Annotated in this window: 19 protein-coding genes; all 19 read right to left on the bottom strand. The window is 51.5% G+C overall.

What is annotated here, in order from left to right:
- Positions 1-5: 5 nt before the first annotated feature.
- The 19 genes from nuoH to SH678x_RS05850 all read right to left on the bottom strand — a co-directional run bounded on the left by nuoH (position 6) and on the right by SH678x_RS05850 (position 24,210).
- On the bottom strand, positions 6-1,169 hold the full coding sequence (gene nuoH, locus SH678x_RS05940) for an NADH-quinone oxidoreductase subunit NuoH (protein WP_496921968.1): 1,164 nt from the start codon (positions 1,167-1,169) through the stop codon (positions 6-8).
- Positions 1,166-2,860, bottom strand: a complete 1,695-nt coding sequence (locus SH678x_RS05935; RefSeq protein ID WP_496921967.1) for an NADH-quinone oxidoreductase subunit G — start codon at positions 2,858-2,860, stop codon at positions 1,166-1,168. Before SH678x_RS05935 ends, nuoH begins: the two co-directional genes overlap by 4 nt.
- A gap of 8 nt (positions 2,861-2,868) precedes the next feature.
- On the bottom strand, positions 2,869-4,203 hold the full coding sequence (gene nuoF, locus SH678x_RS05930) for an NADH-quinone oxidoreductase subunit NuoF (protein WP_496921966.1): 1,335 nt from the start codon (positions 4,201-4,203) through the stop codon (positions 2,869-2,871).
- Entirely contained in the window at positions 4,196-4,717 is a 522-nt protein-coding gene (locus tag SH678x_RS05925) for an NADH-quinone oxidoreductase subunit NuoE family protein (RefSeq protein ID WP_496921965.1), read from the bottom strand. Before SH678x_RS05925 ends, nuoF begins: the two co-directional genes overlap by 8 nt.
- Positions 4,714-5,937, bottom strand: coding sequence for an NADH dehydrogenase (quinone) subunit D (nuoD, locus tag SH678x_RS05920; protein ID WP_496921964.1), 1,224 nt, complete (start codon positions 5,935-5,937; stop codon positions 4,714-4,716). The genes SH678x_RS05925 and nuoD overlap by 4 nt, the downstream gene beginning before the upstream one ends.
- Positions 5,938-5,981: 44 nt before the next feature.
- Positions 5,982-6,482, bottom strand: a complete 501-nt coding sequence (locus SH678x_RS05915) for an NADH-quinone oxidoreductase subunit C (protein WP_496921963.1) — start codon at positions 6,480-6,482, stop codon at positions 5,982-5,984.
- An 81-nt stretch (positions 6,483-6,563) separates the two neighbouring features.
- On the bottom strand, positions 6,564-7,154 hold the full coding sequence (locus tag SH678x_RS05910) for an NADH-quinone oxidoreductase subunit B (RefSeq protein WP_496921962.1): 591 nt from the start codon (positions 7,152-7,154) through the stop codon (positions 6,564-6,566).
- On the bottom strand, positions 7,145-7,540 hold the full coding sequence (locus SH678x_RS05905; RefSeq protein WP_496921961.1) for an NADH-quinone oxidoreductase subunit A: 396 nt from the start codon (positions 7,538-7,540) through the stop codon (positions 7,145-7,147). The genes SH678x_RS05910 and SH678x_RS05905 overlap by 10 nt, the downstream gene beginning before the upstream one ends.
- A gap of 284 nt (positions 7,541-7,824) precedes the next feature.
- Positions 7,825-9,237, bottom strand: coding sequence for a D-alanyl-D-alanine carboxypeptidase/D-alanyl-D-alanine endopeptidase (gene dacB, locus SH678x_RS05900; RefSeq protein ID WP_496921960.1), 1,413 nt, complete (start codon positions 9,235-9,237; stop codon positions 7,825-7,827).
- 253 nt (positions 9,238-9,490) lie between these two features.
- Positions 9,491-9,886, bottom strand: coding sequence for a hypothetical protein (locus tag SH678x_RS05895; protein ID WP_496921959.1), 396 nt, complete (start codon positions 9,884-9,886; stop codon positions 9,491-9,493).
- 909 nt (positions 9,887-10,795) lie between these two features.
- On the bottom strand, positions 10,796-12,802 hold the full coding sequence (locus SH678x_RS05890) for a carbohydrate-binding protein (protein WP_496921958.1): 2,007 nt from the start codon (positions 12,800-12,802) through the stop codon (positions 10,796-10,798).
- A 227-nt stretch (positions 12,803-13,029) separates the two neighbouring features.
- Positions 13,030-14,928, bottom strand: a complete 1,899-nt coding sequence (locus tag SH678x_RS05885) for a glycoside hydrolase family 30 beta sandwich domain-containing protein (protein WP_496921957.1) — start codon at positions 14,926-14,928, stop codon at positions 13,030-13,032.
- A 43-nt stretch (positions 14,929-14,971) separates the two neighbouring features.
- The gene (locus SH678x_RS05880; RefSeq protein ID WP_496921956.1) at positions 14,972-17,314 is read right to left on the bottom strand and encodes a FecR domain-containing protein; all 2,343 of its coding nucleotides are present in this window, start codon (positions 17,312-17,314) and stop codon (positions 14,972-14,974) included.
- Positions 17,315-17,476: 162 nt separating this feature from the next.
- On the bottom strand, positions 17,477-18,022 hold the full coding sequence (locus SH678x_RS05875; RefSeq protein ID WP_496921955.1) for a sigma-70 family RNA polymerase sigma factor: 546 nt from the start codon (positions 18,020-18,022) through the stop codon (positions 17,477-17,479).
- A gap of 35 nt (positions 18,023-18,057) precedes the next feature.
- Positions 18,058-19,095 (bottom strand): substrate-binding domain-containing protein, encoded by a 1,038-nt coding sequence (locus tag SH678x_RS05870; protein ID WP_496921954.1) that lies wholly within the window; start codon positions 19,093-19,095, stop codon positions 18,058-18,060.
- A 124-nt stretch (positions 19,096-19,219) separates the two neighbouring features.
- Entirely contained in the window at positions 19,220-20,221 is a 1,002-nt protein-coding gene (locus SH678x_RS05865) for a DUF1559 family PulG-like putative transporter (protein ID WP_496921953.1), read from the bottom strand.
- Between the two features lie 16 nt (positions 20,222-20,237).
- A complete protein-coding gene (locus SH678x_RS05860) occupies positions 20,238-22,142 on the bottom strand; it encodes a hypothetical protein (RefSeq protein WP_496921952.1) in 1,905 nt (634 codons plus the stop codon).
- Between the two features lie 125 nt (positions 22,143-22,267).
- Entirely contained in the window at positions 22,268-23,260 is a 993-nt protein-coding gene (locus SH678x_RS05855) for a hypothetical protein (RefSeq protein WP_496921951.1), read from the bottom strand.
- A gap of 185 nt (positions 23,261-23,445) precedes the next feature.
- Complete coding sequence (locus SH678x_RS05850; protein ID WP_496921950.1) at positions 23,446-24,210, bottom strand: PEP-CTERM sorting domain-containing protein; 765 nt, start codon at positions 24,208-24,210, stop codon at positions 23,446-23,448.
- Positions 24,211-24,402 lie beyond the last annotated feature (192 nt).

Raw genomic sequence — 24,402 nt, 5'->3', positions numbered from 1 at the left:
CCTCGTTACACCGGACCCAGTGCGGTGGATGATGACGGACTAACGCTGAGTGAGCGCAAATGGCGTTGAGCCAAAATGCCATTCAAGCCCGCGGCACCAACGAACAAAATAATCGAGCCGATCGTCACCACCCACAACGGCCAATCAAATTGTTTGGTGAACATGACCAGCATGAGATTGAAAAACGTCAGCGGCACGAGGGCCTTCCACGCCAATCCCATCAACTGGTCGAACCGAAAGCGAGGAATCGTCCAGCGAATCATCATGATCAGCACGATAATCATCGCCACCTTGGCCACGAGCACGCCGATCTTGAGGGCCCAGTCCAGCGTCGTATTAGCCCCTGGTTCGGCAATCCAGGGAAAATGCCAACCGCCCAGGAACATGACCGAGAACAAAAAGCTGATCGTAATCACGTGCGTGTATTCACCCAGGAAGAACATGGCGAACTTCATCGCGGAATATTCCGTGTGATAACCACCGATGAGCTCCTGTTCACACTCGGGTAAATCGAACGGCATACGGTTTGATTCCGCCAAGGCCGCGGTCAGGAAAATCAGCGCCGCGAGCGGTTGGGTAAAGATGTTCCAATACCAAAAACCGTTATCCGCTTGGAAGTGAATAATGTCTTCCAAATTCAACGAACTCGTGAGCAGCACCACGCCCAAGATCGACGTTCCCAAGGGAATCTCATAGCTAATCACCTGGGCACTCGCCCGCAGCGCGCCGAGCATGCTGTATTTATTGTTCGAAGCCCAACCACCCAGCACGATGCTGTACACTGCCAGGCTGCCCACCGCAAAGATATAAACGATGCCGATGTCGACATTCGGGGCGATCACAAATTGCCATTCATCGGGATTCTCCGACGTGGGTCCGAACGGCACGACCGCAAAGGCCAGCATCGTCGTCAGCACGGCGAGCACCGGCGCGAGCAGGAACAAAAAGCGGTCGCTGTGCCGGGGAATGACGTCTTCCTTCAGGATGAACTTCAACCCATCGGCGAGTGATTGCAACAAGCCAAACGGCCCCACGCGATTGGGACCCATCCGATCTTGCATGTAGGCCGACAGCTTGCGTTCGACGTAAATCAAAAACGCGCAGGCCGTCAGGATCGTACCCATGACGATTGCGATGTTGATCAACCAGGGGAGCATCGTTTCGATCATACGCTTGCCCCCATCGGTTGCTGGGGCATGGGTTGTAAGGCGGGGAGCATCACGCCATTCGGCCCGAGATCACCCACTGACAGCGGTCGCAATGCACTGACGTGCTGTGCAATCTCTTGCCGCAACACTCTGGCGTTGAACAGCCCTTCGCGTTGAGCAAGCTCCATAAAGATCCGTGCGTCGCTGTAGCCTTCCGCGACGGGATGCGTCGAACGGAAGATCATCTGTGCAAGGCCTGCATGATTCACATACGTGCCGTCCTTCTCGGTGAAGGCAGCGCCCGGCAGCACGACCTGAGCAGCCTCGGCGAGTTCCGAAATCAAAATATCTTGCACAACCAAAAGCGGCACTTTTGCGAATGCTTTGACATCGTCGCTGCTAAGCCAGCCGGGAGGACCACCACCCACGATGTAAGCGGCTTGCAGTTGACCGTTGTTCGCTGCATCGCGGACCGTCGAGTAGTCGTCGGTCGAAGGCTGGAATTGAGCCAGCACCGCCGCCACGCCCAAACGATTCGGACACTTCTCGGCACGAATCGTAAAGCGTGTTGGCTCCATCGGTTCGCCACGCCAATTCTTGGGATAGCGATCATCCTCGCCCACCAGCGGAATGGGGCCCAGCGTCAAGCGTACTTTCGGCGAGAGTTTCTTCAGCCACGACGCCAACAAGTAGGCTTCTTCGCATGTCATCCAAGGCGAGAAGACCGCTGCGATCTCTTGGCCGTTCTTCTTGGCGATTTGTTTGAACGATTCGCGAACATGGTTTAAGGCTTCCATCCACCGCGGACCAGCGTGGCCGTTGGTCTCCGTGGGAGCTTGCCTCAACACCGGCACGGTGAGTCGTTCTTCCGCTTGCACGTATTTGAAACCAAACCGGCCTTCGTCGCACATGAAGTTGCCTTGCGCGAGATGATTCTCGCGGGGCCGCAAACGGTAAACGTGATCTTCATTCTCATCGACGAAAATACTGCAACCGGTGCTGCAACCGGGGCAGACGCTGTCGCGTGTTTTAAGCCACCACACCCGCTGTTTGTACAGAAAATCTTTGCTGCACAAGGCACCGACGGGACAAAGGTCGACCACGTTGCCGGCAAGTTTGTTGTTGCAAGGATTATCGGGAAAGATATCGATTTCGGCATGAGTGCCGCGATTGATGATTTGCAGTTCCGAAGTGCCACTGATCTCGCGCGTGAACCGCACGCACCGCGAGCACATCACGCAGCGATCGGTGAACAGAGTGATTTGATCGCCGATGTAATCTTTGTCTTGCTTGATCGTCTTCGGTTCTTGTAGCCGCGTATGCGACCGGCCAAAGCGATAGCTGTAATCTTGGAGAAAACATTCGCCCGCTTGATCGCACGTGGGGCAATCCAGCGGGTGATTGAGCAACAGATACTCGAGCGTTGCCGCTTGAGCCTGTTTCACCTTCTCGCTGTTGGTGACAACGACCGTGTTGTCTTTGGCGGGCGTTTGGCAGCCGGGCACAAGCTTCGGCATCATCGCCACGGTGCCGTCGGGCTTCTTCTCGCCAACTTCGACCAAGCACATCCGGCAACTCGCCACGACCGACAACGACGGATGCCAACAGTAGTGCGGGATTTCAACTCCCGCCTTTTGGGCCGCCTGTACGACGTTGAGACGCTCGTTGTCGCCGAGCGTTACGTCTTGTCCGTTAACGTTGACTGTTGCCATAGTGCTTCTTAATGCGCTCCGACCAGATCGTGAATCGGGTCCGCACTTGTTTTTTTGTTTTGGATGTAATCTTCAAACTCGCCGCGATATTTTTGAATCGCGTTCTTCACCGGCCACGCGGCCCCGTCGGCCAAACCGCAAATCGTTGTGCCCGGAATGATGCCCATCGAATCGGCAACTTCCTTGAGCAAATCCAAATCGCGGAGCGTGCCGTGGCCCGTGCGGATGCGGTGCAAAATCTTCGTCATCCACGAAGTTCCTTCGCGGCAGGGCGTACATTGTCCGCAGGATTCGTGAGCGTAGAACCGACAGCTGTTGTACAGCACGTCGACCATGCTCGTGTGATCGTCGATGATCACCGCCGCTGCCGTACCCAAGCCCAGGCAACCAACTTTGCCCGGCCCAGCAAAATCGAGCGGTGTGTCGAGTTCCGCGTTGGTCATAAAACCGGTGCTCAAACCGCCGGGGACCATCGCTTTGAGACCACGGCCTTTCCACACGCCGCCGGCATAGTCTTCCACCAACTGCCGTGCGGTAACGCCCAACGGCAATTCCCAGCAGCCGGGATTATTCACGTGGCCGCTGGCTTGATACAACTTCGGTCCGTAGCTACCAGCATCACGCGGATTGTTCGGATCGGGCGGAATGCCGATCGATTGAAACCATTCAATGCCACGTTGCAAGATATGCGTCACGCAGCACAGTGTTTCGACATTGTTCACAACCGTCGGCTTGCGAAAGGCACCTTCGACGGCAGGGAAGGGGGGTTTAATCCGCGGCCAAGCCCGCTTGCCCTCTAGGCTTTCAATCAAACCGGTTTCTTCGCCGCAGATATACGCCGCCGCACCGCGATGCACGTAAATATCGAGCGAGAAATCCGTGCCGTTGATGTTCTTGCCAAGTAAGCCTTGGGCACAACATTCACCAATCGCCTTTTCAAGCGTGCGGAAGCTACGGCCATATTCGTAACGCAGATAGATATAAGCCGTCGTCGCGCGAGTCGCACGGCAGCCGATCATGATCCCTTCAAGCAATTGATGGGGATCGTTCTCCATCAGAATTCGATTATTGAATGTGCCGGGCTCGCTCTCATCGGCGTTCACGCACATATAAATGGGGCCCGGATGATCCTTCGGCAAGAACGACCATTTCAGACCGCACGGAAAGCCCGCACCACCACGACCACGCAGGCCCGATTTCTTGACGAACTCGGTCACTTCGTCGGGCGACATGGTAAGCGCTTTCTTGAAGCCCTCGTAACCACCGTCAGCCAAATAGCCCGAAAGCGCCTGGCTATCGTCTTGGTTGATTCGTTTCAGGAGGGCCAAATCGCTATCAGCCATTGGAACCTCCCGTCTCATTAATAAGAGCCATCACCGACTCAAGTGTTTGATTGCCGTGGCACTCGTCGTCCATCAACACGCAGGGTGCCCCTTCGCATTTGCCTAAGCACTCGGCGAACTCAAGCGTTACCTTACCGTCGGCGGTTGTTTCACCCGGTTTGATGCCGAGCTTATTGCTGATTTCCACCAACAATTCTTCACCACCCCGCAACATACAGCTGATACTCCGACACACCCACAACCGATGCTGGCCCAGCGGGGTCGTTTCGTGTCGGAAAAAGCCGTAAAAACTCAGCGTGTCGTTCACCTGCGAAGGATGCAGTTCAAGCATGTCGGCGACTTCTTCAATCGCCCCCTGCGGCACGCAACGCATTTCATCTTGAATGATGTGCAACGCCGGTAAGGTGACCGCCTGCTTGCTCGGATAGCGAGGCATGTAGCCGTCGATCTTTTGCCTCAAGCTGTCCGAAATCACGTTGTTGGCCGGACTCGCATTGTTGGAATGTGAACTCATCGATCCAACTCCGCGGCAATGATGTTGAGACTTCCCAGCACGGCAACGACGTCGCTCAAGGTTTGACCCGGAATAATGTACGGAAACACGGCGAAGTGAATAAACGACGGGGGACGCGTCCGAGCGCGATACGCACGATTGTCGCCATCGCTCACAATATAAAAGCCCAGCTCGCCGTTGGGCGATTCGGTCGCCGCGTAGACTTCGTCGATCGGTGTGGGCACGCCGCGATTAGGCATCTGGATTTCAAAGTGGTGAATCAACCCTTCGATGCTGCCGTAAACTTCCATCTTCTCCGGCAAAGTCACCTTGCCCGCGATCTCGGCATTGATCGGTCCCGTGGGAAGATTCTCCAGAGCCTGCTCGACGATCTTGATGCTTTCCTGCATTTCAAGCATCCGCACCATATAGCGGGCATAACAATCCCCCGCCTCGGCGCAGATCACTTTGAAATCGAAATCAGGATACGCAAGATACGGCTCGTCCTTGCGCAGATCGCGGACCACGCCGCTCGCCCGCGCCATTGGACCCGTGCAACTTGTGCTGATCGCGAGTTCCTTGCTCAGGACCCCGACACCCTTCGTGCGTTCGATGAAGATGCGATTCTTATTCAACAACCGCGAGACATCGCTGTAAGCCCGCTGGAAACCTTTGGTAAAGTCGCGAACCTTTTCAATCCATTCGTGCGACACGTCGGCCATGAAGCCGCCGACCCGAGAATAGCTCGCATGGAAGCGTTGCCCCGAAGCAAGTTCGCAAATGTCGTAAATCTTTTCACGCTGAGTGAAGCAATACAGAAACGCGGTGAATGCTCCCAAGTCGAGGGCACAGGTCCCGACGTTCAAGAGATGATCTTGAATCCGCATCAACTCGGCCATGATCGTGCGGACATATCTGCCTCGTGGCGTGAGTTCGATGCCGAGCAGCGTCTCTACCGCGTGATGCCAAGCAATTTCGTTGGCCACCGGCGAAATGTAATTCATCCGGTCGACGATCGTCACATACTGATTGAAGTCGAGATCTTCGCCCAACTTTTCAAAGCCACTGTGCAGGTAACCGATATCCGGCACAGCCTTCACGACTTTCTCACCGTCCAGCGTCAACAACAACCGCAACGTCGTGTGCGTTGCAGGGTGTTGCGGACCGAAGTTCAGCGTCCAGTGATATTCACGCTGATTCGGGTCGTTCGCAGTTATCGGTTCGTATTCGGCGAGTGGCATTTAAATAGCCGGGTCGTCTCGGCCCGGTTCGCAAACAAAAAAACTTAACTCTCTGCCCGCGTAATCACGGGGAAATTGTGACGCTCGCCACGACCCCGCAGCGGATAATCTTTCCGCAGTGGATACGCGGCAAACTCTTGTGGCATCAAAATACGCAGCAAATTCGGATGGTTCTCAAAGCGAATCCCGTACATGTCGTACACTTCGCGTTCCATCCAGTCGGCACCCATCCACAAGGAGTACACCGACGGCAATTTCAAATTCGGCTCGTTGAGCATCGTCTTCACGACGAGTCGCGCACCGGTCGTTGTGTTGATCAAGATATACACCACGCCGAACCGATCCGTCGCGTCGGGGTAGTACAAATAATCAACGGCCGTTAGGTCCGAGAGCATGTCGAATCCCAGCTGCTCTTTCAAGTATTTGAGAACCTCAAACACTTTCGCAGCCGGCACGTGTACGCGCGTGTTGTTGCGGAACTCGCTCACCTGCAGCGAATCCGGCCCAAACGCGCCACGCAATTTTTCCAACGTCTCAGCTAACATGCAATCAAAGTTTCGTTTCTAACGAACCATCTTGTTCTAAATAGCCGCCGGCGCAAGCCGGCGGTCAATGCTTTTAAAGCTTTATCTCTTCTCCGCCATCTGCCGCACATCGGGGCCAGGAGGCTCGCGGAACATCACACGACGCAATTCGCCCGGATCGTACTTCGCAGGGCCTTCAGGCGTAGTCCGAGCTTCGAACTCAGTACCCAACATCGTGCCACCCTTTTTGATCTTTTCCTGCAGATCCATAATTCCTTGGATCAATTGCTCGGGGCGTGGTGGGCAGCCGGGGACATAAACATCGACCGGAATAAAGCGGTCGACACCCTGCACGACGGCGTAAGTATCGAACACACCGCCTGAGCAGGCACAGGCACCCATCGAGATGCACCACTTCGGCTCGGGCATTTGCAGCCAAATCCGCTGGAGCACGGGCAACATTTTCATCACCACGCGGCCGGCGACCACCATCAGATCGCACTGCCGGGGGCTGAACCGCATCACCTCAGCACCAAACCGGGCGAGGTCGTAGCGTGACGAGGCCGTGGCCATCAATTCGATGCCACAGCAGGCCGTTGCAAACGGCATGGGCCACAAGCTGTTGGAGCGAGCCCAGTTCGAAACCACGTTAAGCTGAGAAATGACAACGTTTTCGGGCAGATCTAGCGCCATCGAAACCCTCCTCGCCGCCACTCGTAAATGTAAGCGATGGCTACCAGGACTAGGAAGGCAATCATCGAACCGAAAACAATATTTCGCGCTTCCAGGGGAATTCCGCCGGTTTTGGCGTATGCCGCCACGGCCCACGGATAGAGAAACAACAGTTCTACGTCGAACACGAGGAACAAAATCGCAATCGTGTAGAACTTCACATCAAAGTGCTGCCGAGCGTCTTCGACCGGGTCCATGCCCGATTCGTACGGCATCGATTTGACGGTGGTATCCTTCCACGGCTTGATAAATGGGAGGTGAGTGAGGATCAGCGTTGTGAGCGCAAACCCAACCACCACCGCCAGATAGACGAAGATTGGGAAAAAATTCTGGACCTGTTGTTCCATAGTCGCCGCGGCGTGGGGCCGCACCAATCTGGGAGTCAGGGCGCACCGGCACACCGCAGCCGGCACTGCTAATTGTGAAATTATTCACAAAGTCGCCCAAAACGCTAGCCCAGAAATCAAAACCCGGAAAAAGCGCTCTCCCAACCCACATTTAGCCCCGGGTGATCTGAAAGTCCCGCTTTCAGCACACCCGGGGCCATTTTTTAAACCGCTGATGAACGCTGATTATCGCTGATAAAGAAAGCTTATTGCATTTCAACTTTTCAAGGCATCAAGCAGAACTATTATTTGCCGCCATCGTAATTAGCCAGGACTTCCCAAACGTCTTGCCGCAACCCAAACACTGGCTCCGCTGAACCAATGTAGCCGTTGGCAAGTAGCGAGAAAGCCAACAGTTGGCCTTTCGTTGTCTTCACGTAACCAGAAATCGTGGAAACTGACCCCATGCCACCCGACTTGGCGGAGACGACCGGCTTTTTCTTGCCGTTGATTTCGACTTCGTACGTGGGAAGTGCTGCGTAGAAAACTTTTCCGTAGGGATGGGAGTGCATGAATCGCAACAGCTTCACCGAGGAATCTGCCGAGATAAGGTTATAGCGCGACAAACCCGAGCCATCGACCAGGCGGAAGGAATCTTTTTCCAGTCCTGCTTTCTCGATGAGCCAATCCGTGATCAGCTTCGCTCCATCCGGCCAGTTGGGCTTCTTAACTCCGTTGGCGATTGCGATCTCGTGGAGCAACACTTCCCCCACGGCGTTTTCGCTGACGTTGTTGAAATGCTTGAGCGTCTTTGCCAACGACTGTCCTTTGTGAACGATTGTATGGGCTTCATTGCTTGAGGTCGAAGTCACCGCAATCTCGTCTGAAAACTCCACGCCCCGCTTGCTGAGCATCTCGCTAAACACACCGGCTACCCAAGCGCCCGGATCAAGCATCGTAATGCGCACCTTCTCGGCCTTTTCCAATTTGGCGCTGTCGGCAATCACAATGGGGTGGGTAAAGGGCCTCCGCGTGGCAAGAACTCCCTTTCCCAAGGAATCAGCCGGCACAACTTCAAGTTTGGGATTGCTGGTCGGCAAAACAAGATTCGCCTTGATAGCCCCATCTTTTCCAGGAGCGACGCGCAGGTCCAAGACATTAAAATCGACCATCAGTGGGGTGACCGACATATTGTAATAGTCAGGGTCGTCATCCCACATCCAACCGGGCCCCTTCACGGGCGGTGAATAACGCGAGTTATCCACAATAACCTTGCCGTGAATTGCTTTAAGATCCCATTCCTTAACAACGCGATCGGCAAGTTTGCCCAGGTCCTTGCTCGAGAGCATCGAATCGCCACCACCTACTATCACAAGGTCCCCATAGAGCACTCCGTCCTTCAATTCCCCTTGGGCTTTGATTGTGGCTTCAAATTGGTGTTCAGGACCAAACAAGTCGAGCGCGCAAGCTGATGTGTAAATCTTGAGATTCGACGCCGGTGTTAGCAGCCGATCACCACCGCGATCAAAAAGAACGTCACCACTCTCGACGTCGATCACCTTGAGCGTGACCGTCGTACGCCGCGCCGTGGAATGATCATCGAGAGCATTATCGAGCTGTGCACGCAGAGATGTTTGATCGCCCGGATCGGCGTAGAGCACAGTCGCTAATACGGATAACCCCAATAAGTTAGCCGCTTTGAAAACAACACGAATCATGTGAGTCCTAACACTCCAACCGCAGAGCCAGATTGACATAAAAAAAGCCCAGCTCAATGCAAAGATTGATACCGAGCTGATATATATTCGTACAGGGGTCGAACAACTTCAACACTCCTCAGAGCACAATTATATCAAAGTCTGCGTGGAGAAAAATACGGGGCATCCAAGCAGTAGTACTCGCAATTGATCGATTAAGTCGAAAGGCAAGCTCTTTGCGTATGTTCTCGCGGATTCAACTGACCTAACGATACTAGTCGAGTTCCGTGTCACGTTCCTTACGCTTCGCCTTTTTCACTTTTGTGTTTTTCTTAGCTTCCTTAGCCTTGTTTACTTGGAACTGAGCGTTAGGAAGAGCAGACTCCTTGAGTGAACCCATGTTTACCGTAATCCGATTTTGCTCGGGATACATCGTCAATGCGACACCCGTCTGGCGTGATGCGGGTAAACGACGATCCAAACGATTCAATTCTCCCAAGGCTTGCTGCAAACAGAGTTGGAGTTTGAGTCCCTCGTCGAGACTGAGGTTGAGTACAAAGCCCTTACTTGCAGTGGCCGCGGCAGGTAAGTTCGAATGATCGAAGTATACCGAACCAAAACTTGTGTCCTTCTTACGCTGCAACTTCTTTTTTGTCGATTTCTTTGGCATCTCAATTACTCCTATTGAAGGTTGATAATTTGAGACTCACGATCCCAAGATCATCGTTAAAATTTTCCGTGCTCAGCGTTTAACTCGCTGACTTCGAAGGACAAGCAATGCTTGCCATAATACGACTTGATCAGAACTTCGTCGACCTCGACTTCAAACGTTTTAGCCAACCGCTCGCGGATCGCCGAGCTAGCGGGGATTCAACTTACCGAAAACTTCCGTCTATCGGGAGTTAGTCGGCAACGATCGCTGAACCCAGGGCTCCCTGCAAAGGCTTCCCAAAAAGAAATGGGACAACGTTGATCCGGAAGGGTACAAGTATCACCTGAGAAAAAAATCCCGAGAGATCCAAACTGAAGTGCAGACTCGTGCGACGCCTTGCGGCGCCGCACGACTGGTGAAAGTACCCGTACGGGGGTCGAACTACCTCAAAAATGCTCGGTAAATGATATTATCACAAAACAAAGTGGCGCAAAATGCGGCGCACTTTTGGAGAATCTAACGCCAGAACTCGAAGAATTGATCCTGCGTTGGTCGACGCTGCCGGACGCACTTAAGGATGGTATTCTCGTGATGGTTCGTAGCGCTGCTAAGTAGAGGAATCATGACAGAACATCGGTCAGGGTTGAGGCAGCAAGAGGGAATATTGGATTCGATCCCACCCCTTTTCGCTTTGACTTTAGGTGGTCTAATTTGGCTGTTCCCGCGGATCCTAACCAAAACGACAAATGACACGCCCACATTGTACAGTTGGGCAAGGCGGCGCTTCTAGTAGACGAGGTCGAAACTTAAGCTAACAACACGATCAAGGGCGCCGGGCAAGAGCGGTTGAGGCGCCGTCGTGAAATGCAATAAAGATCGCCAAAATCTAGGGGTTCGCACCGGTGCACTAGTTAAGCGTATTGTAATTCATTTGCCAACCTGTCGCTTGTAGCTTGGGCGACCCGCGATCATCCCACTTGTCGCGACCAACATCAAGATCATTGCCTGAGGCTCCGGGACTGTCGCTGCTGAAACTTCGCTGATCTCCGAAATAGCCGAAGTCCCGTAATTTGCTTGCCAGTTGGCAAGTGGCCCTATGCTTGGACTGCGTTGCCATACCAATAAGTCTCGGCCGTCGACATCGCCGTCGAAGTCGTAGTCACCAACCTTGGTCAGGGTAAAATGATTCAAGTTGAACTCGGCATTTCCGGCTCTCAGAAACCGCATAATCTGGACGCCTGGGTTGAGAGTGATGGTTGTCGAAACATCGGCCCAATTTTGCCACCCGCCAGTATTCGGGACTGCCCGGGTACCGGTTTCATTAATCCCTTCGAATTCCACAAAGAAGGCTCCACCCGAATTTGGGGTCGCGATACGGGTCGTCAAAACATATTCACCACCAACAGAAGGTACATCAATTGTGTACTCCAGCCATTCGCCTGCTCCTAGCCAGCCGACATTGTAACCTCCACCCGAATCGGTGGTGCTTTCGATATCTACATCGTCAAGAGTGCGATACTTACCACCAATATTTCCAGTGCCTGAATCATGGTATCCTGCACCCTCGCCCTTTAAATCGAAATCCTCCGCTTGAATAACACCCGGCACGGCTAATGGCATGCCGTAAAAGGGATTGCCGATCAATGCTGCAGGCGTGCTGCCGGGAGTAGTAACAATAACAAAATTTGCAGCCTGTTCATGCGCGTTGTCTGCTCTCGGATAAAATAATCCAGTGGCGGCATCTCGTTCAATCAGATGCCCGTCGCCACCATAGGCTCGCAATGCCACGTCGCCATTTGGTAATCGCAGCCATTCGAATTTCTCTGCATTGCCAGCACTTACTGTTTGTGCGGTCAAAGCATCTCCTGCATTTGTCGTACTTACGTACAAACCGTTGGCCGCCTTTAATCGCACGAAACGGTCGTCGATCTTTTCAATAGTAAACGCGTCATTGTGTATTCCTGTATAGTTCTCGAGGTCGGCCTTTAGATTATTCGCGTTAGTGGGGTCTGCACTAAGGAACATTTGATTGCCTCGATTGTAGATGCCAACCATCGTTCCGGTGGTGGGGATATCGAGGGTGCCCCGTGCAGGCCAAGTGGCTGTGGGATCGTCTGGGGTCCAGATGGTACCAGCAGCGTTGATCTTGGACTTGAAGTCATGCAAATCCTCATCATCCGCGCCGAGCCACTGAAACTGCATCCAGCCGTTGTTGTGAGTTTCGTACATGCTGTTGTACTCTTGCCCAACAGTATCTCCCGGCCAAAATTCCGTGGCTAGTGTAGCCGGCAACGAGCTGTTTAATTGTAACAAGGAGATCGCGTTTTCGATCCCTGCAAGGCTTTCATATCCATGATGAGCAAAACCGGCGTTGCTCCAATCGACGCCGTTGTTCTTCAAGTATCTGGCTCCGTAGCGAGGGTCACCGGAAAAACCCATGAAAGAACCAAGTAGTGTAAATGTATTAGGTGCAACAGATCGAATAGAGTTGTAAAGAGTCACTTGATTGTCCCAGTCCGCGTCCGTCCAGTGATTAGGGGTGAATGCAACCGGTTCGTTATGCGCCTCATAGATCACATGCGTCTCGTCTTTATATCGCTCTCCATAGAAGTTCCAGAAATTCAGGGAATCAGACATGCTATGAATCGTACCGTTTTCCCCGTTGTTGCCGATGGTGATGATCAGGTAGAGGTTGGCCTCGCGGGTTCGCTGAACGATAGTATCCGCGAGCACCAGATTATGGCCGACAGAGTTTGGATTCGTGGAGGAGTCACCTTCTAAGTAAAGGTGTACAGTATTTAATCCGTAATCGGTAGCCAGAGCATTGAGCGAAGCTTGCGAAGGCATGACCGCAAGCAAGCTCCCGTAGGGGTCTCCGCCGTCAAAAGACAAACTCACCCCACGCAGCAGAGTATTACTGTCTGTGAGAAGCATGTTATACCCCAGACTCGTATCCAAGTGCGGCCGACCACGGGCCGCACTTGCGTCGTTACTAAGGCATAGGGCGCAAGCAATGGCTATCAAGCCGGTCGCTGCTTTTAAATTTAGGCGCGGATTTGAGTAGTTAGTACTAGAAGGCATATCAAATCAATTTCTGGCCGTTGGTTACTCTTTGCATGGCCAAACAGAATAGAGATAAAGTAGGCAGCATAGCTAGCGATTCAAAGTCTATCGGTGCCTGAGTTTGCAGTGGGGAGTGCCTGATCGAGTACCAATGTGGTGATCGAATGCTCAAAACTAATGGCTTCGGTTTGGAGTCCTTTTATTTTGAGTGCATATCGAATTGGATGATCTTGCTCATTAAGTATCACGACCACGATGGTTCCATCAGCGTTGAGGAAGGCCGTAGTAATAATTTCCTTGCCAGTATTGCCACAAAGTAAACGCTGTGCTCCTGGGCGGATGAATCTGGCAAAATGACCAAGATAGAAATAGGAACTGTTATAGATCAGCCGATCATTCTCTACATCAGCAAGGATCGGTGCGCTACAGTAATTTCCAACATGATTGGGACCGCCCTGGGTATTTAGTAGTATATTCCAGTCAATCCAGCCCACTGAGCCGTGATTTAAATCGTTGATAATCGACCTAGCATATTTCTCACCACCGGACCAATCACTAATGTGAGGCCCGCCCTCCAGGCACCCTTCAGTAAACAAGATTTTTTTTTCTGGGTAGAAGTCTTGGACCATCTGGACATGATGGTAGTCGTCGGAGACATACCAATGGAAACCCGCTCCCCACACAAACTTAGATGCTTCTGGGTCGTCAAACACAGTTTTTGCACGATCGAAAAGCTGGTCTCGGTTATGGTCCCAGACTATCAGGCGGATTTGCTCCAATCCGTTGTGTTGCAAAGCCGGACCGAGATGGTCGCGGACAAAGTCGCGTTCTTCTTCTGCCGTATAAAGACATGACTCCCAGCGCTGGGTAGCTTCAGGCTCATTCTGTACGGTCAATCCCCAGATGTCGATGTTTTCCTCAGCATACTCCGTAATGTATCGGCAATAGTAGCGTGCCCAGGCGTCGCGATACTCGGGCTTGAGCTTTCCTCCCCCAGTCATTTGCTCATTGGTTTTCATCCACGCGGGTGGGCTCCAGGGTGAAGCGAGCAGTTTGATCGAATCGTCACCGGCCACCTTCTGAGCCGCGTGAATGAGAGGAATCAGGTATTGCCGATCATGGTCGATACTAAAGTGCTTGAGTTCAACATCCCCTGCGACCTCGGTGTAAGCGTAGTTTCCAATCGAGAAATCACAGCTATTGATATGAGTCCGGCAAAGTCGATACCCGTGTCCTTTCTCGGCATCGAAATAAGCACGGAGAACCTCCAGCTGACGTGTCGGACTGAGCTTGCTATAGACAATTCCAGCAGCCTCAGTGAAAGCCCCTCCGAAACCTTCGATAGTTTGAAAACGCCTGTCCGGATTAACGACAATCGTGGTCGTATCAGAGGAAGTTTCAGCGACATACTTTAAGGGGTTTTGCTCACTGAGCTCAGTGCCACGATGCCGCGCCGTGATAAAAACTTTTATAGGGCCGGAGGAATCATGCGTAGGGTTGGCCGATACGTGGGCTATGTGGTCGCCAATTAGATGAACAGCCCTGACATTCCCAAACGAGCTCTTGAGTATTTTGATTGGTTTCAGCTGCACATCATGTTCACCTGGCTCTACCTCGAGTGTTCCCAACGAAAACATCTTGTACTCTTCCCAGCCACCGGTTGCTGTCAATTGTCCAGATAATGTCTGGTTACCAATCCGAATTTCAAAAGAACTACCTTCATAAGGCTCTGCAACTGCTGCCTCGACCTCGACTTTCAGTAAACAAGGTTCCGAAACCGACACCTTCCAATTTGCTGTAGTGTTTACGTCCTGCCAATAATTCAAGCATCCATCTCGCAACTGCAGCGGCGGGCCGGATATCTCTGCCGTATGCCCGCTAAGCATGAGAAAATTATGCCCGATGTAATCGCCTGCCTTCTCAGCCAAACAATTCACACAATTGTTTATCGCTACTATGGCAAAAAGTGCTCTGAAGATGAAGATTCGTTTAGTCATTTTAGAACCAGAGAAACATAATTGCAGGCAAGGATTGTGCATATTACTCATCATCGTGTACTGGATTCGGAGTGGGTTGTTCAGTAGTGTTTTGTTGATAAATACGCACGTCATCCAGAGTGACTGGTGAACCCCAACAGCTTTCAAATCCAACATAACCTTCATTGACTGCAGACATTGCAGGTGTAGAGATAGTCATCAAATTGTCGGGTTGATTGGGGTCAACAATCGTCAGCGCAACGGATTTGCCATCGTCAACCACCCGAAACAGGTACGATCGCACCTGTGGCTGGACCTCTGAGCCTCGAGTAGTAAGCAAAGTAATCGTTTGCGGGGTTGGTTTTTCGTGGATTTCGAGGATATGGTCCGAGTCCCAAGCTGCAGGCCAGAAATTCGCTCGAACACCTCGCTGAAGGATTGAATTCTCCCATCCTGGACCATTTCCACGGAGATTATCCGCGCGAGTCATAACTGAGAAAGAGGCGCCGTATCCAGCAAGGAAATTATCAGCAAAAGTGAATCGACCCAAGATCGTTAAGGCTCCTACATTGGGATCCAACCGCTTGCGAGTCAATAAGTAAGGTCGGGCCTTCCATGTGTCGATGTGTCCTGCAGGGTTGGGAATTCCCAGTTGTACGGAACCACTCTGCAACAAGACGTCACCCAAGTAGTTCCATTGAGTGTCGTTCAGTTGTCCCGATTCGAAATCATCCTGAAGGATTGGTACCGCATCTTTAGGCGCCAAGGAGGCTAACAACCCCAATTCCATCTGACGCTTTCTACTGCCATCACGCAGCAAGGAAGAAACGTCGGAGTAGTTTAAAAGCGATGTGGTCGGAAAACTTTGAGAGATTTCTACTCTTTCGATCAGAGTCGTCCCTGAGCATGAACCCTCCAGTGCTACATAATTCGCTTGACCGCGGAACAATGAGCGAAACGTAACTGTCTTGCTTATCGATGGATCGTCACGCAGGGAAACAGTGAACGAAACATTAACGCCATCGTCGCGCATAACAACACGATAAGGAGTCCCCACCGTAGGTGGTAGGAAAATACTCCCAGAAATACTTGCCAACTCTCGATCGCTTTCCATCTTGACACCTGAATCCAGCATGCCTTGTTCAGCTTCGGAATCGAATCCATAGCTACAGCGCACACATGATGCAAGTGTGCCCCTCCAAGAGTGAATCGCTATTCCACGTGCGTTGGCACTACGCGTTAAAATTGAAAACGAAGTAGATCCAGCAGGATCCACATCGACAAAGCGTAAATCACACGTGACAGTAATTGGGCCCTGTGCAGGATCGAACTGTTTTGCTGAGATCAGGTAAGGCCGCTCGCTTGGATCTCCGCCTCCAATCAATTTCAGGCCCGTGGTCGAGGGCTGCACGTTTCCTTGCGTCTTCCACTTTTGCGGATTGAGGGATGCTCTCTGAAATCGGTCAACGAGTGACAAATCTCCGACAGCGGGACGACCGTCTGTGGTAAGATTAAGAACCAGCGTAGCGAATCGACGCAGATCGGCGTCCAGAGGCATGAGATCAAACTCATCCCATTGTATGCCTTTTCCTTTGGTCAATTCATACTTCTTGCCCTGACCTCGTTTGCCTAGAGGAAATGCTTCGACCTTGCCCTGAAAAACACTGACCTCGGAGACACCAAAGTCATCGACAGCCACTCCGAACTCGGTCCCGAGGTCAACAATTTTTCCGCTGGGAGTCTCAATTGCGAATCCGTGCCCTTCTTCCGTAACCGAAGCGACAAGACCACCGCGATTAAGCTTGCCACCTTCTGATTCCACAACAAACTCAGCTGGGCCAACCAGTAGTAACTTCGTTCCAGTACGGTAGGTCAGTTCTATTTCTCCCTGGGCAATTGCAAGCACGTCTCCGTTTCGAACGACAGTCCCCAGCAAATGGGATTTGCGATCATTAAGCCAGTATGTTGCTGAAGAAACATAGCTTAACCGAGCTATCTGAGCATCTCGAATATCGACTGGGGCCGCTACGCTCGGTTCTGTCGATGGTTTATTGTTGTTAGCTTTGGCAAACTGGTCATCCAACTTCTGTTGTGACCAGATGTAACTGAAAGTGGCAGTAATAACTACGGTTGCCGCGACAACCCAGTTCATAAGCGATCGCTGTCGTGACCATGGCTTTCTTAATTGGATCCTCGATAATTTTATTCGGCCTCTATCAATACACTCTTCTGCAACTGTATCCTTTACAATATGACTTCGAAGCAATTCTGCTTCGACTTGATGGCGCTTACCGGTACTGATGAGGAGTAAGTTGTGTAATTCAATATAACGAAGATAAAGCTTTCTAGCTGCATCGTTCTCGTTGAGCATCTGGTCGAGACGTGCAAACTCTTCGTCAGTAATCACCTCGTCGTACACTCGACTGCAGAGAAGGTGTAACTCACGAACTGTGGACAGATCGAGTCTCTCTGAGTTTGCGTTGTCGTGGTTCTTAGCCATTCCAGTGGGTTACAAAAAGAGTTTTGTTGATGTTTTAAAGGAATTGAGATATGTATGCTGGATAGGAATCTATGAGTATTTCTCCAGTTTTCGTTCAATGCATGTCAGCAGTATGCGCCTAATTCTTCCTACGGTCTTGGATATCATGTTGGCCGACACACCAATTTCAGCGGCAATCTCTTTCACGGGGTCGTTAGATTGGTAACGGCGATGAATAAGTTTTCGATCAGTCTCTGAGAGGCTGGAGAGACACGACTCCAAGGCTTCCAGAATCGCTGCAGAACGAGCACCAGAAGCCATGGCATCCTCGGATATTTTCTCCAGCGTACCAGTCTCAAACAGCTTGACCGAACGTTTATTTTGTTCGTAGTACTTCAATGTCTGTAGGCGTGCAATCTTACACGCCCATGCAAAGAAGTTGGAACCTAATTCAAAGGAATCAAACTTCTCCCAAAGCACAAGACTTGTCCCTTGAATTACGTCCGCCGCGTCATTGGAATTTGGTAAGAGAGCCATAACGTAGTATTGAATACGCTGATAGTGTTCTGAATATAACTCAACGAAGTGACTTATTCTTTCTCGATCGGTAAACTCAGAGTTGGTGGATTCATCCATGTCTGCTCACTATTCCCGCACTCTCCTCTTGTAACTCAGTTGCCTACTGTTTGGCTTAGCCGTTCGCTAAGCTGCTGTCGAAACTCATCGATGTTTGATTTCGTAATCGCTTTGCAATGGACGCCTACAGCACCATTGGCAGCCGGAAGCGAGAGAAAGTGACCTCTCCGTACTTTCTCAAGCATTTGCACGGCTTCAGCGCCGAACATAAAAGGGTCCTGCACTATTGTTGCGAAGACTCGCATTTCATCGATACCCGCTAGAGTTCGTTCGTCTTCGTCGAAAGCAATGACCTTTATTTCTTTAGCTCGTTTTACTGCACTGAGAGTTTCTAGAATAATTGGTCCATGATAGCCAAACGTGCCTACAATCACATCTAATTCGTTATGTTCTTCGCAGGCCTTGATGACATTTGCACGGCAAACGTCGAAGTTGCCATGATCTAAATAAAACCCGACGATCTCATACTTGTCGCCAAATGCCTCAGTTTCGTCTTCTGAAGTTTGGGAGAGCGTAGCTTGTAAACCTAGTTTGCGATCTATTGCGTTGGTCTTGGCTTCGCTGGCCATTAATACAACTAGTTTGGCCCCTTCCGGCAATGCAGCCTTCACCATCTCTGCGGCGATCATTCCCGCTTCCAGGTTGCTCGAACCGATGTGAAACATGCGACGAGAACTTGGTGCGTCAGAATCCACTGTGACAACTGGGAACTTCTCTGCAGCTAGGTTAATTGGTGTCGCTTGCCTATCGGAATCAATCGGTCCAATGATGAGGCCGTCAAATTCTTCAGAATCGAGTGCAGTGAGTCGCTCTAGCTGCTCTCTTAGGCCTTCTTCCCCCTCGTTAAGGGGTTTCCGGATATCTAAGTCTGCGCCTGACTCATCTGCTGCAGCCTTTGCTCCAGCGATACATAGATCCCAGTAGGGATCTGATCCTCCAGCAAGGAATAAGTAACTCCCTGATGTAGTAGACTTGTCCTTACCTAGCTCGGTTGGTGCATTTCTCACATACCATCCGACTGCCACGGAAGCAGCGATCACCGCCATCCATACGATGGGTCTGATAGTTGTCATCCCCCCATTCTCCATTACAGATATAGTTTCTCGCACGTGGCGGGTGAACTCCCAGCGTAAATGACAGAGGTCCCCCAAGTTGAGGTAATAAAATCGCACAAAAGTAAGATCAATAGACCTTTATTCATGGGAATGAGGAACCGTCGTCATCGCGACCCCCGTAAAAATAAAAAACGTTAGGTTCGATATCATATTGGATCGATTGCACAGAAGCATCACAAAAAGCCATATTCATAGCTCCTGGATGGCTGCTGCCGAATGTGGGGTCATCGAACTTGTCGATACCATTCGCATCGGAAAGAGGCAAGAACGCCACAGCAGGATCGGAGAGTGAATTACGCCGACCGGTATATCGTAGATTGTCTTTATCATGACCAGTGAAAATATTCTGGTCGTCCGCAGGGTCGGAGCCGTCATGGTATCGATCAGGATTTAAGTATTTCTCCCCAATCAATGCGGTTTTTGTAGTCCCGTCGGTGATTTGAGAAATCTTAACCATACTGCGTTGAAATGTGACACCGTTCTGAGTTTCTGTAATCCAATTATTGAATGTTCCGACGCTGCCCAAGTCCAGGGGGCCAGTCTCACCTGCTGTCCGCGCATTGCCAGCGTTGCCGGCATAATCAGTCCTTGCGACTTGGCAATCTGGCACGCGACAACTTCGGAGGTTGAGCGCCAAAAACTGTTCTCTCGCCAATGGATAGAGGGCCGCAGGGCGTCGCGATGGACAGTTAAAGATGGTAATCGGCGTCTGCACTATCTGCAGCATAGCCGCTTCAAACGCCGTTCGGTTAGAAGCATCGATTCCTCGAACGAGATCTCGAACCGCAGGTTGTTCGATATAGGCGAGTAGATTGAACGACCATCCCCCAGGTTGGTCTATCCCATAACCCCGATTAGAATCTCCCTGCCACCGCCAGCCCCAACCAGACGTAGGAAAGTGCCTGTGGGTCCCTTCGTGATTCAGACTAGCAAGCGCCAGTTGCCTAAGATTATTCTTGCATTGATTACGGCGTGCAGACTCGCGAGCCGCTTGAATCGCCGGTAGCAGCAGGGCAATAAGCACTCCAATGATGGCAATAACTACCAAGAGTTCGACAAGTGTAAACGCACGGCGATGATTCATGGGTCCATCCTTATTACTACAACAGGAGGTTAGGACTATGGGATGATTTTGAGGTGGATCCGAGCCTAGTACCGATGATCATCACCAAACCTATCAAAACCAGTCCTGCAGTGTTTGGTTCGGGAATAGCTGCCAGCTCGCCAATACTTAGGCTAAGTAAAGGGCTATAGAAAACATCGCCTGTCAGGTAATCGTTCGACCCAATCGAAGTCGGCGTTCCGTAACCGGCCTGCCAGTCTGCAAGGTCGGTAGCGCTCAACGGACTAGGAGATTCGCCGCGTTGCCATTTCAGGAAGTCTCGACCATCCCGGTCACCGTCCGCATCGAAATCGCCGCCTTCATCGCCTACGAGTGCAAATTGGAATGTCAGATCTTTTATGCCCGAGACTTCATTAAAGGCAAAACCAAGAGGTGTCGCTGAATTAGGTGCAAGCAATAAACCTCCTGTGATGAGCAGCTCAGAAAGTTGTCCGGTACTGACATTGGCCTCAAACCAATTGCCTCCAGAGGTCCCTTGGTCTTCCAGGCTATTCCAATTAGGGTCCAAGGAGCCTGAATTGGAAGTGATGGCATATGAATCGATAGACACCGTAAAGGGAGTCCCATTGACGATTTGAGCTTCACCCGTATTAGGGTCAACATTCAGTGTAAGCGTTCGATTTGAAGCTCCAGTGTAGATTACAGTGCCTTCCGTGAAGGAGTTTTCGTTCGGCTTGGCGAAGCGGAAGGTAATATCTTCGTTTGCCTCGCCAAACACAGAGGGATTTGCAAAAAGCGACCCCAGCGAAAGCGAGCCCGACGCTGCGATCGATTCGGAAGACGTTGGGTTCAATTCGGAAATCGCTGTTGTGCTTGCTCCCGCTTCGAACCACGCATTCGTTGGAGCAATGCTGCTCCACGAGCCAGGATTTAAATATCCTCCCGACGAGCCGATGACATAAGCGTCGAAGTTTACAGTTGCGATACTGCCGTGAAAGTTTTGGATGTAGGTCGCACCGGTACTACGGTCAATGACCAGCACCGGATGTTGTTCGAGAGTGAGCCGAGTGTAGGTGCCGTTGGTGCTCCCACCATCAACAACCGATTTGACTGCAAACGTCGATCCCGCAACGAGTCCATTGACCGCAGACTGATCGATGGTTCCAAAGCCCTTGGAACCAGGCGATTCTCCGCTGTCGACGGTTGCTGAATCGATAAGGTTCCAGGAATTGCCAACGGAGGGCGTTCCATCGGGGAACTCGACTTTCAATATTCCCCCGATATCTGCATTTCCGCCAACCAGAATAGATGAAGCGCCGGTGGCCGGGATTTTCCAGGTGTGTGTACCCGAGGACCCCAACACCAGATTATTGGAGAAAGAGGCGCTCACGTTGGAGCCATCGACGATGAAATTTCGATCGAGAAACCCAGAACCGGCGTTCACGACTGCCGAGCCAGAGAGTGTAATTGTACTGCTAGCGTCCGCTGTGTTTCGAGACTCCAGTTCGCCTTCAACATCGAGGGAGCCAGAAACATTGAGTAAGCCGATTCCACCGTTGACGCCAATGCTAAGGAGGCCGGTTGAGCCAGCACCCCCACCTCCGTCAATGACTACAGAAAAACGCCCATTGGGGGAAGTGATGTTCAGAGTACCACTGGTGCCCGCACCATCTCCCAAAACCAATGTAGGGGAGGGGTTGGAAGCCCGGATATCCGTGGTGACATTAACTTCGGCCGTCGGCGAACTCGAGCCCGAGGTCGATCCTACGATTCCCCTGTTGTCGAAGATGGGATCGGGGGGACCACCAAACTGCCACGTGCTATCGGTCCAGTTACCGCCAACACCCCCTGTCCAGCCATTGTCCTGCGCGAACGCATCAGTCGATGATACAAGCGTCCATGCCACGGCCAAAGCGGTGATGCTGTTTATAATTGCCTTCATGGTTGCATTAACCTCAATTAGAAATACGGTACCGTCGGTACGACGATGGATAAGGAATAGAAGAATTTGGAAAATATCAAAACCTACGATCGGATTTTCTTTGAGACCGGCAAGAGATTTGTTTGCTATCGCTTACGGAAACGGACCATGAGGCCCAAACCTGAAACCAAGGCCAGTACCAAGCTGCTTGGCTCAGGAACAGCCCTGAGTGAGGCAAACGCGGCTGCCACTTCAGCTGGTGTACCGTTGAAGACATTCTTCCATTCGCGGAAGTCAGAGAGGCCGACTTCGCCATCCAGATCTAGGTCACCATCGGTTCTGGAAAGATTCATGCCAAAAGTGGCATTCGTTTCAAGCCAGTTGGTGCGAATGATATCAAAATCGATGAGGTCGATGATGCCGTTATTATTTACGTCGCCCGGTAAATCATCCGTGGTAAACGTGATCACGGGCCATTCCCCTTGTTGGCCAGCTTCTCGCACCGTAATCTTGTAGGCGTCCCAGCCTGATGCCAATGTATCCGAGCCATAGCTCAGCCGCAGAAAAACATATTTTCCTGCGTTCGCGCCACCGGCATACGACGTATTTAAATAGTTGCGAAGGTTCACGTCACCAGTTGCGTCGGTGTGGTTGTTGGGGGCGCCGACAAAGCCGGACGGACTCGCGGGTGTTAGAAAACTCCCCTGGATCAGCGTGGCACTTGGATCGAAAGTAGAACCGCTGTACCAGTCGGTGGTCAAAATAGCGGGGTTCGCGTTAACCCGCACGCCGTACAGATCAATATCCGTAACGGTTGCATTGCCCTTTTCATAGACCATCACACCGAGGTCGGCAGTCAGAAATGGGTTGGCCACGGCGCCAAGGCCCGGCAACTGAAACGGTAGCACAATGGTGGTCAGACCTGCGCCAAACCACTCGCCGACGTTGGCATCAAAATCTCCGAATGTGTCCGGATGTACTTGCGGCCAAGGGCTTGTGGGAGGCAACGTGTCTCTGACTTCCAAGAATCCATCGTTAGCATTCGAGTAAATCTCTAGTCCCAATGCATTTTGCTGACTAGTAAGTTGCATTAATGTTACACCTAGTAAGAACGTAATAAGCGAAAAGATGCTCTTCATTGAATCTCTTCCTTTCAGAAGTTGGTCTGCAAAAAATCCGAGCCGCAACAAGTCGGCCCTCCAGGACATTCGTCCGTTTTACAATAGCTGAAAAATCGTTACTGTAAGGCATGACATGCTGCCCACATGTCACGCCAAACAGCAACGCGGGTTTACTACGACTTTTTCCGTAAACTATCTGACCTTCAACGTCTCCTACGTCGACGAACACCAACCATCGCTAAACCAAAGCCAAACGAAACCAGCGACGCGGGCTCCGGAACTGCGGTATAAGTGATTACCGGGTAATCTGGCGCCCCACCTCCAGCTTCTCGTACAGTAATCTTGTAAGCATCCCAGCCTGATGCAAATGTATCCGAGCCATAGCTTAGCCGCAGAAAAACATAATTTCCTGCGTTCGCGCCGCCGGCATACGCAGTGTTCAAGTAACTCCGTAGAGCCGCATCACCACTCGCATCGGTGTTGTTGTTGGGGCCTGGACCACCAACAGTGCTCAATGGCGTAAGAAAACTTGCTTGGATCAATGTCGCGGTACCATCAGGAGTAGAACCGTTGTACCAGTCTGTGGGCAAAATTGCCGCGCTCGAGTTAACCCGAACACCGTACAAATCAATATCCGTGATCGTTGCATTTCCCCTTTCAAAGAGATTCACGCCGAAGTCTGCGCTAAGGAAAGGGTTGGCTACGGCACCAAAGTTCGGCAACTCAAACGGCAGCACAATGGTGGTCAGTCCGGGTCCAAACCATTCGCCGACGTTAGCATTCCAATGTCCAAATGTGTCCCCATGAACTGTCGGCCAAGGGCTTGTGGGAGGCAACGTGTCTCTGACTTCCAAGAATCCATCGTTAGCGTCCGAGTAGATAGCCGCTGCTTGAGCCTGTGGCTTATCGATTAGCAAAGTCCCCAGCAAAACGACACCTAGAATCTTCGAAACATTCAAAACGCTCATTAGCTCCACCTCCCAAAAGAATAACAGGCCATCACGTGAGACAACGAGAATCCGCAAAGGCCTCACGGTGAGCTGATCGAAAATAAGACCAGTAAGACAAGTGGCATGTCCAATAGCCAAGGACACGCCAAACACCATCAGGCTGCAAATTCGCCTCATGAGCAAATACGGTTTCGATGCACTTTCTGAACA

This window comes from Bythopirellula superficialaquae (genome assembly GCF_059632245.1).
Note: the sequence above shows the minus strand (reverse complement) of the source record. Positions and strands in the feature narration are given on the sequence as shown.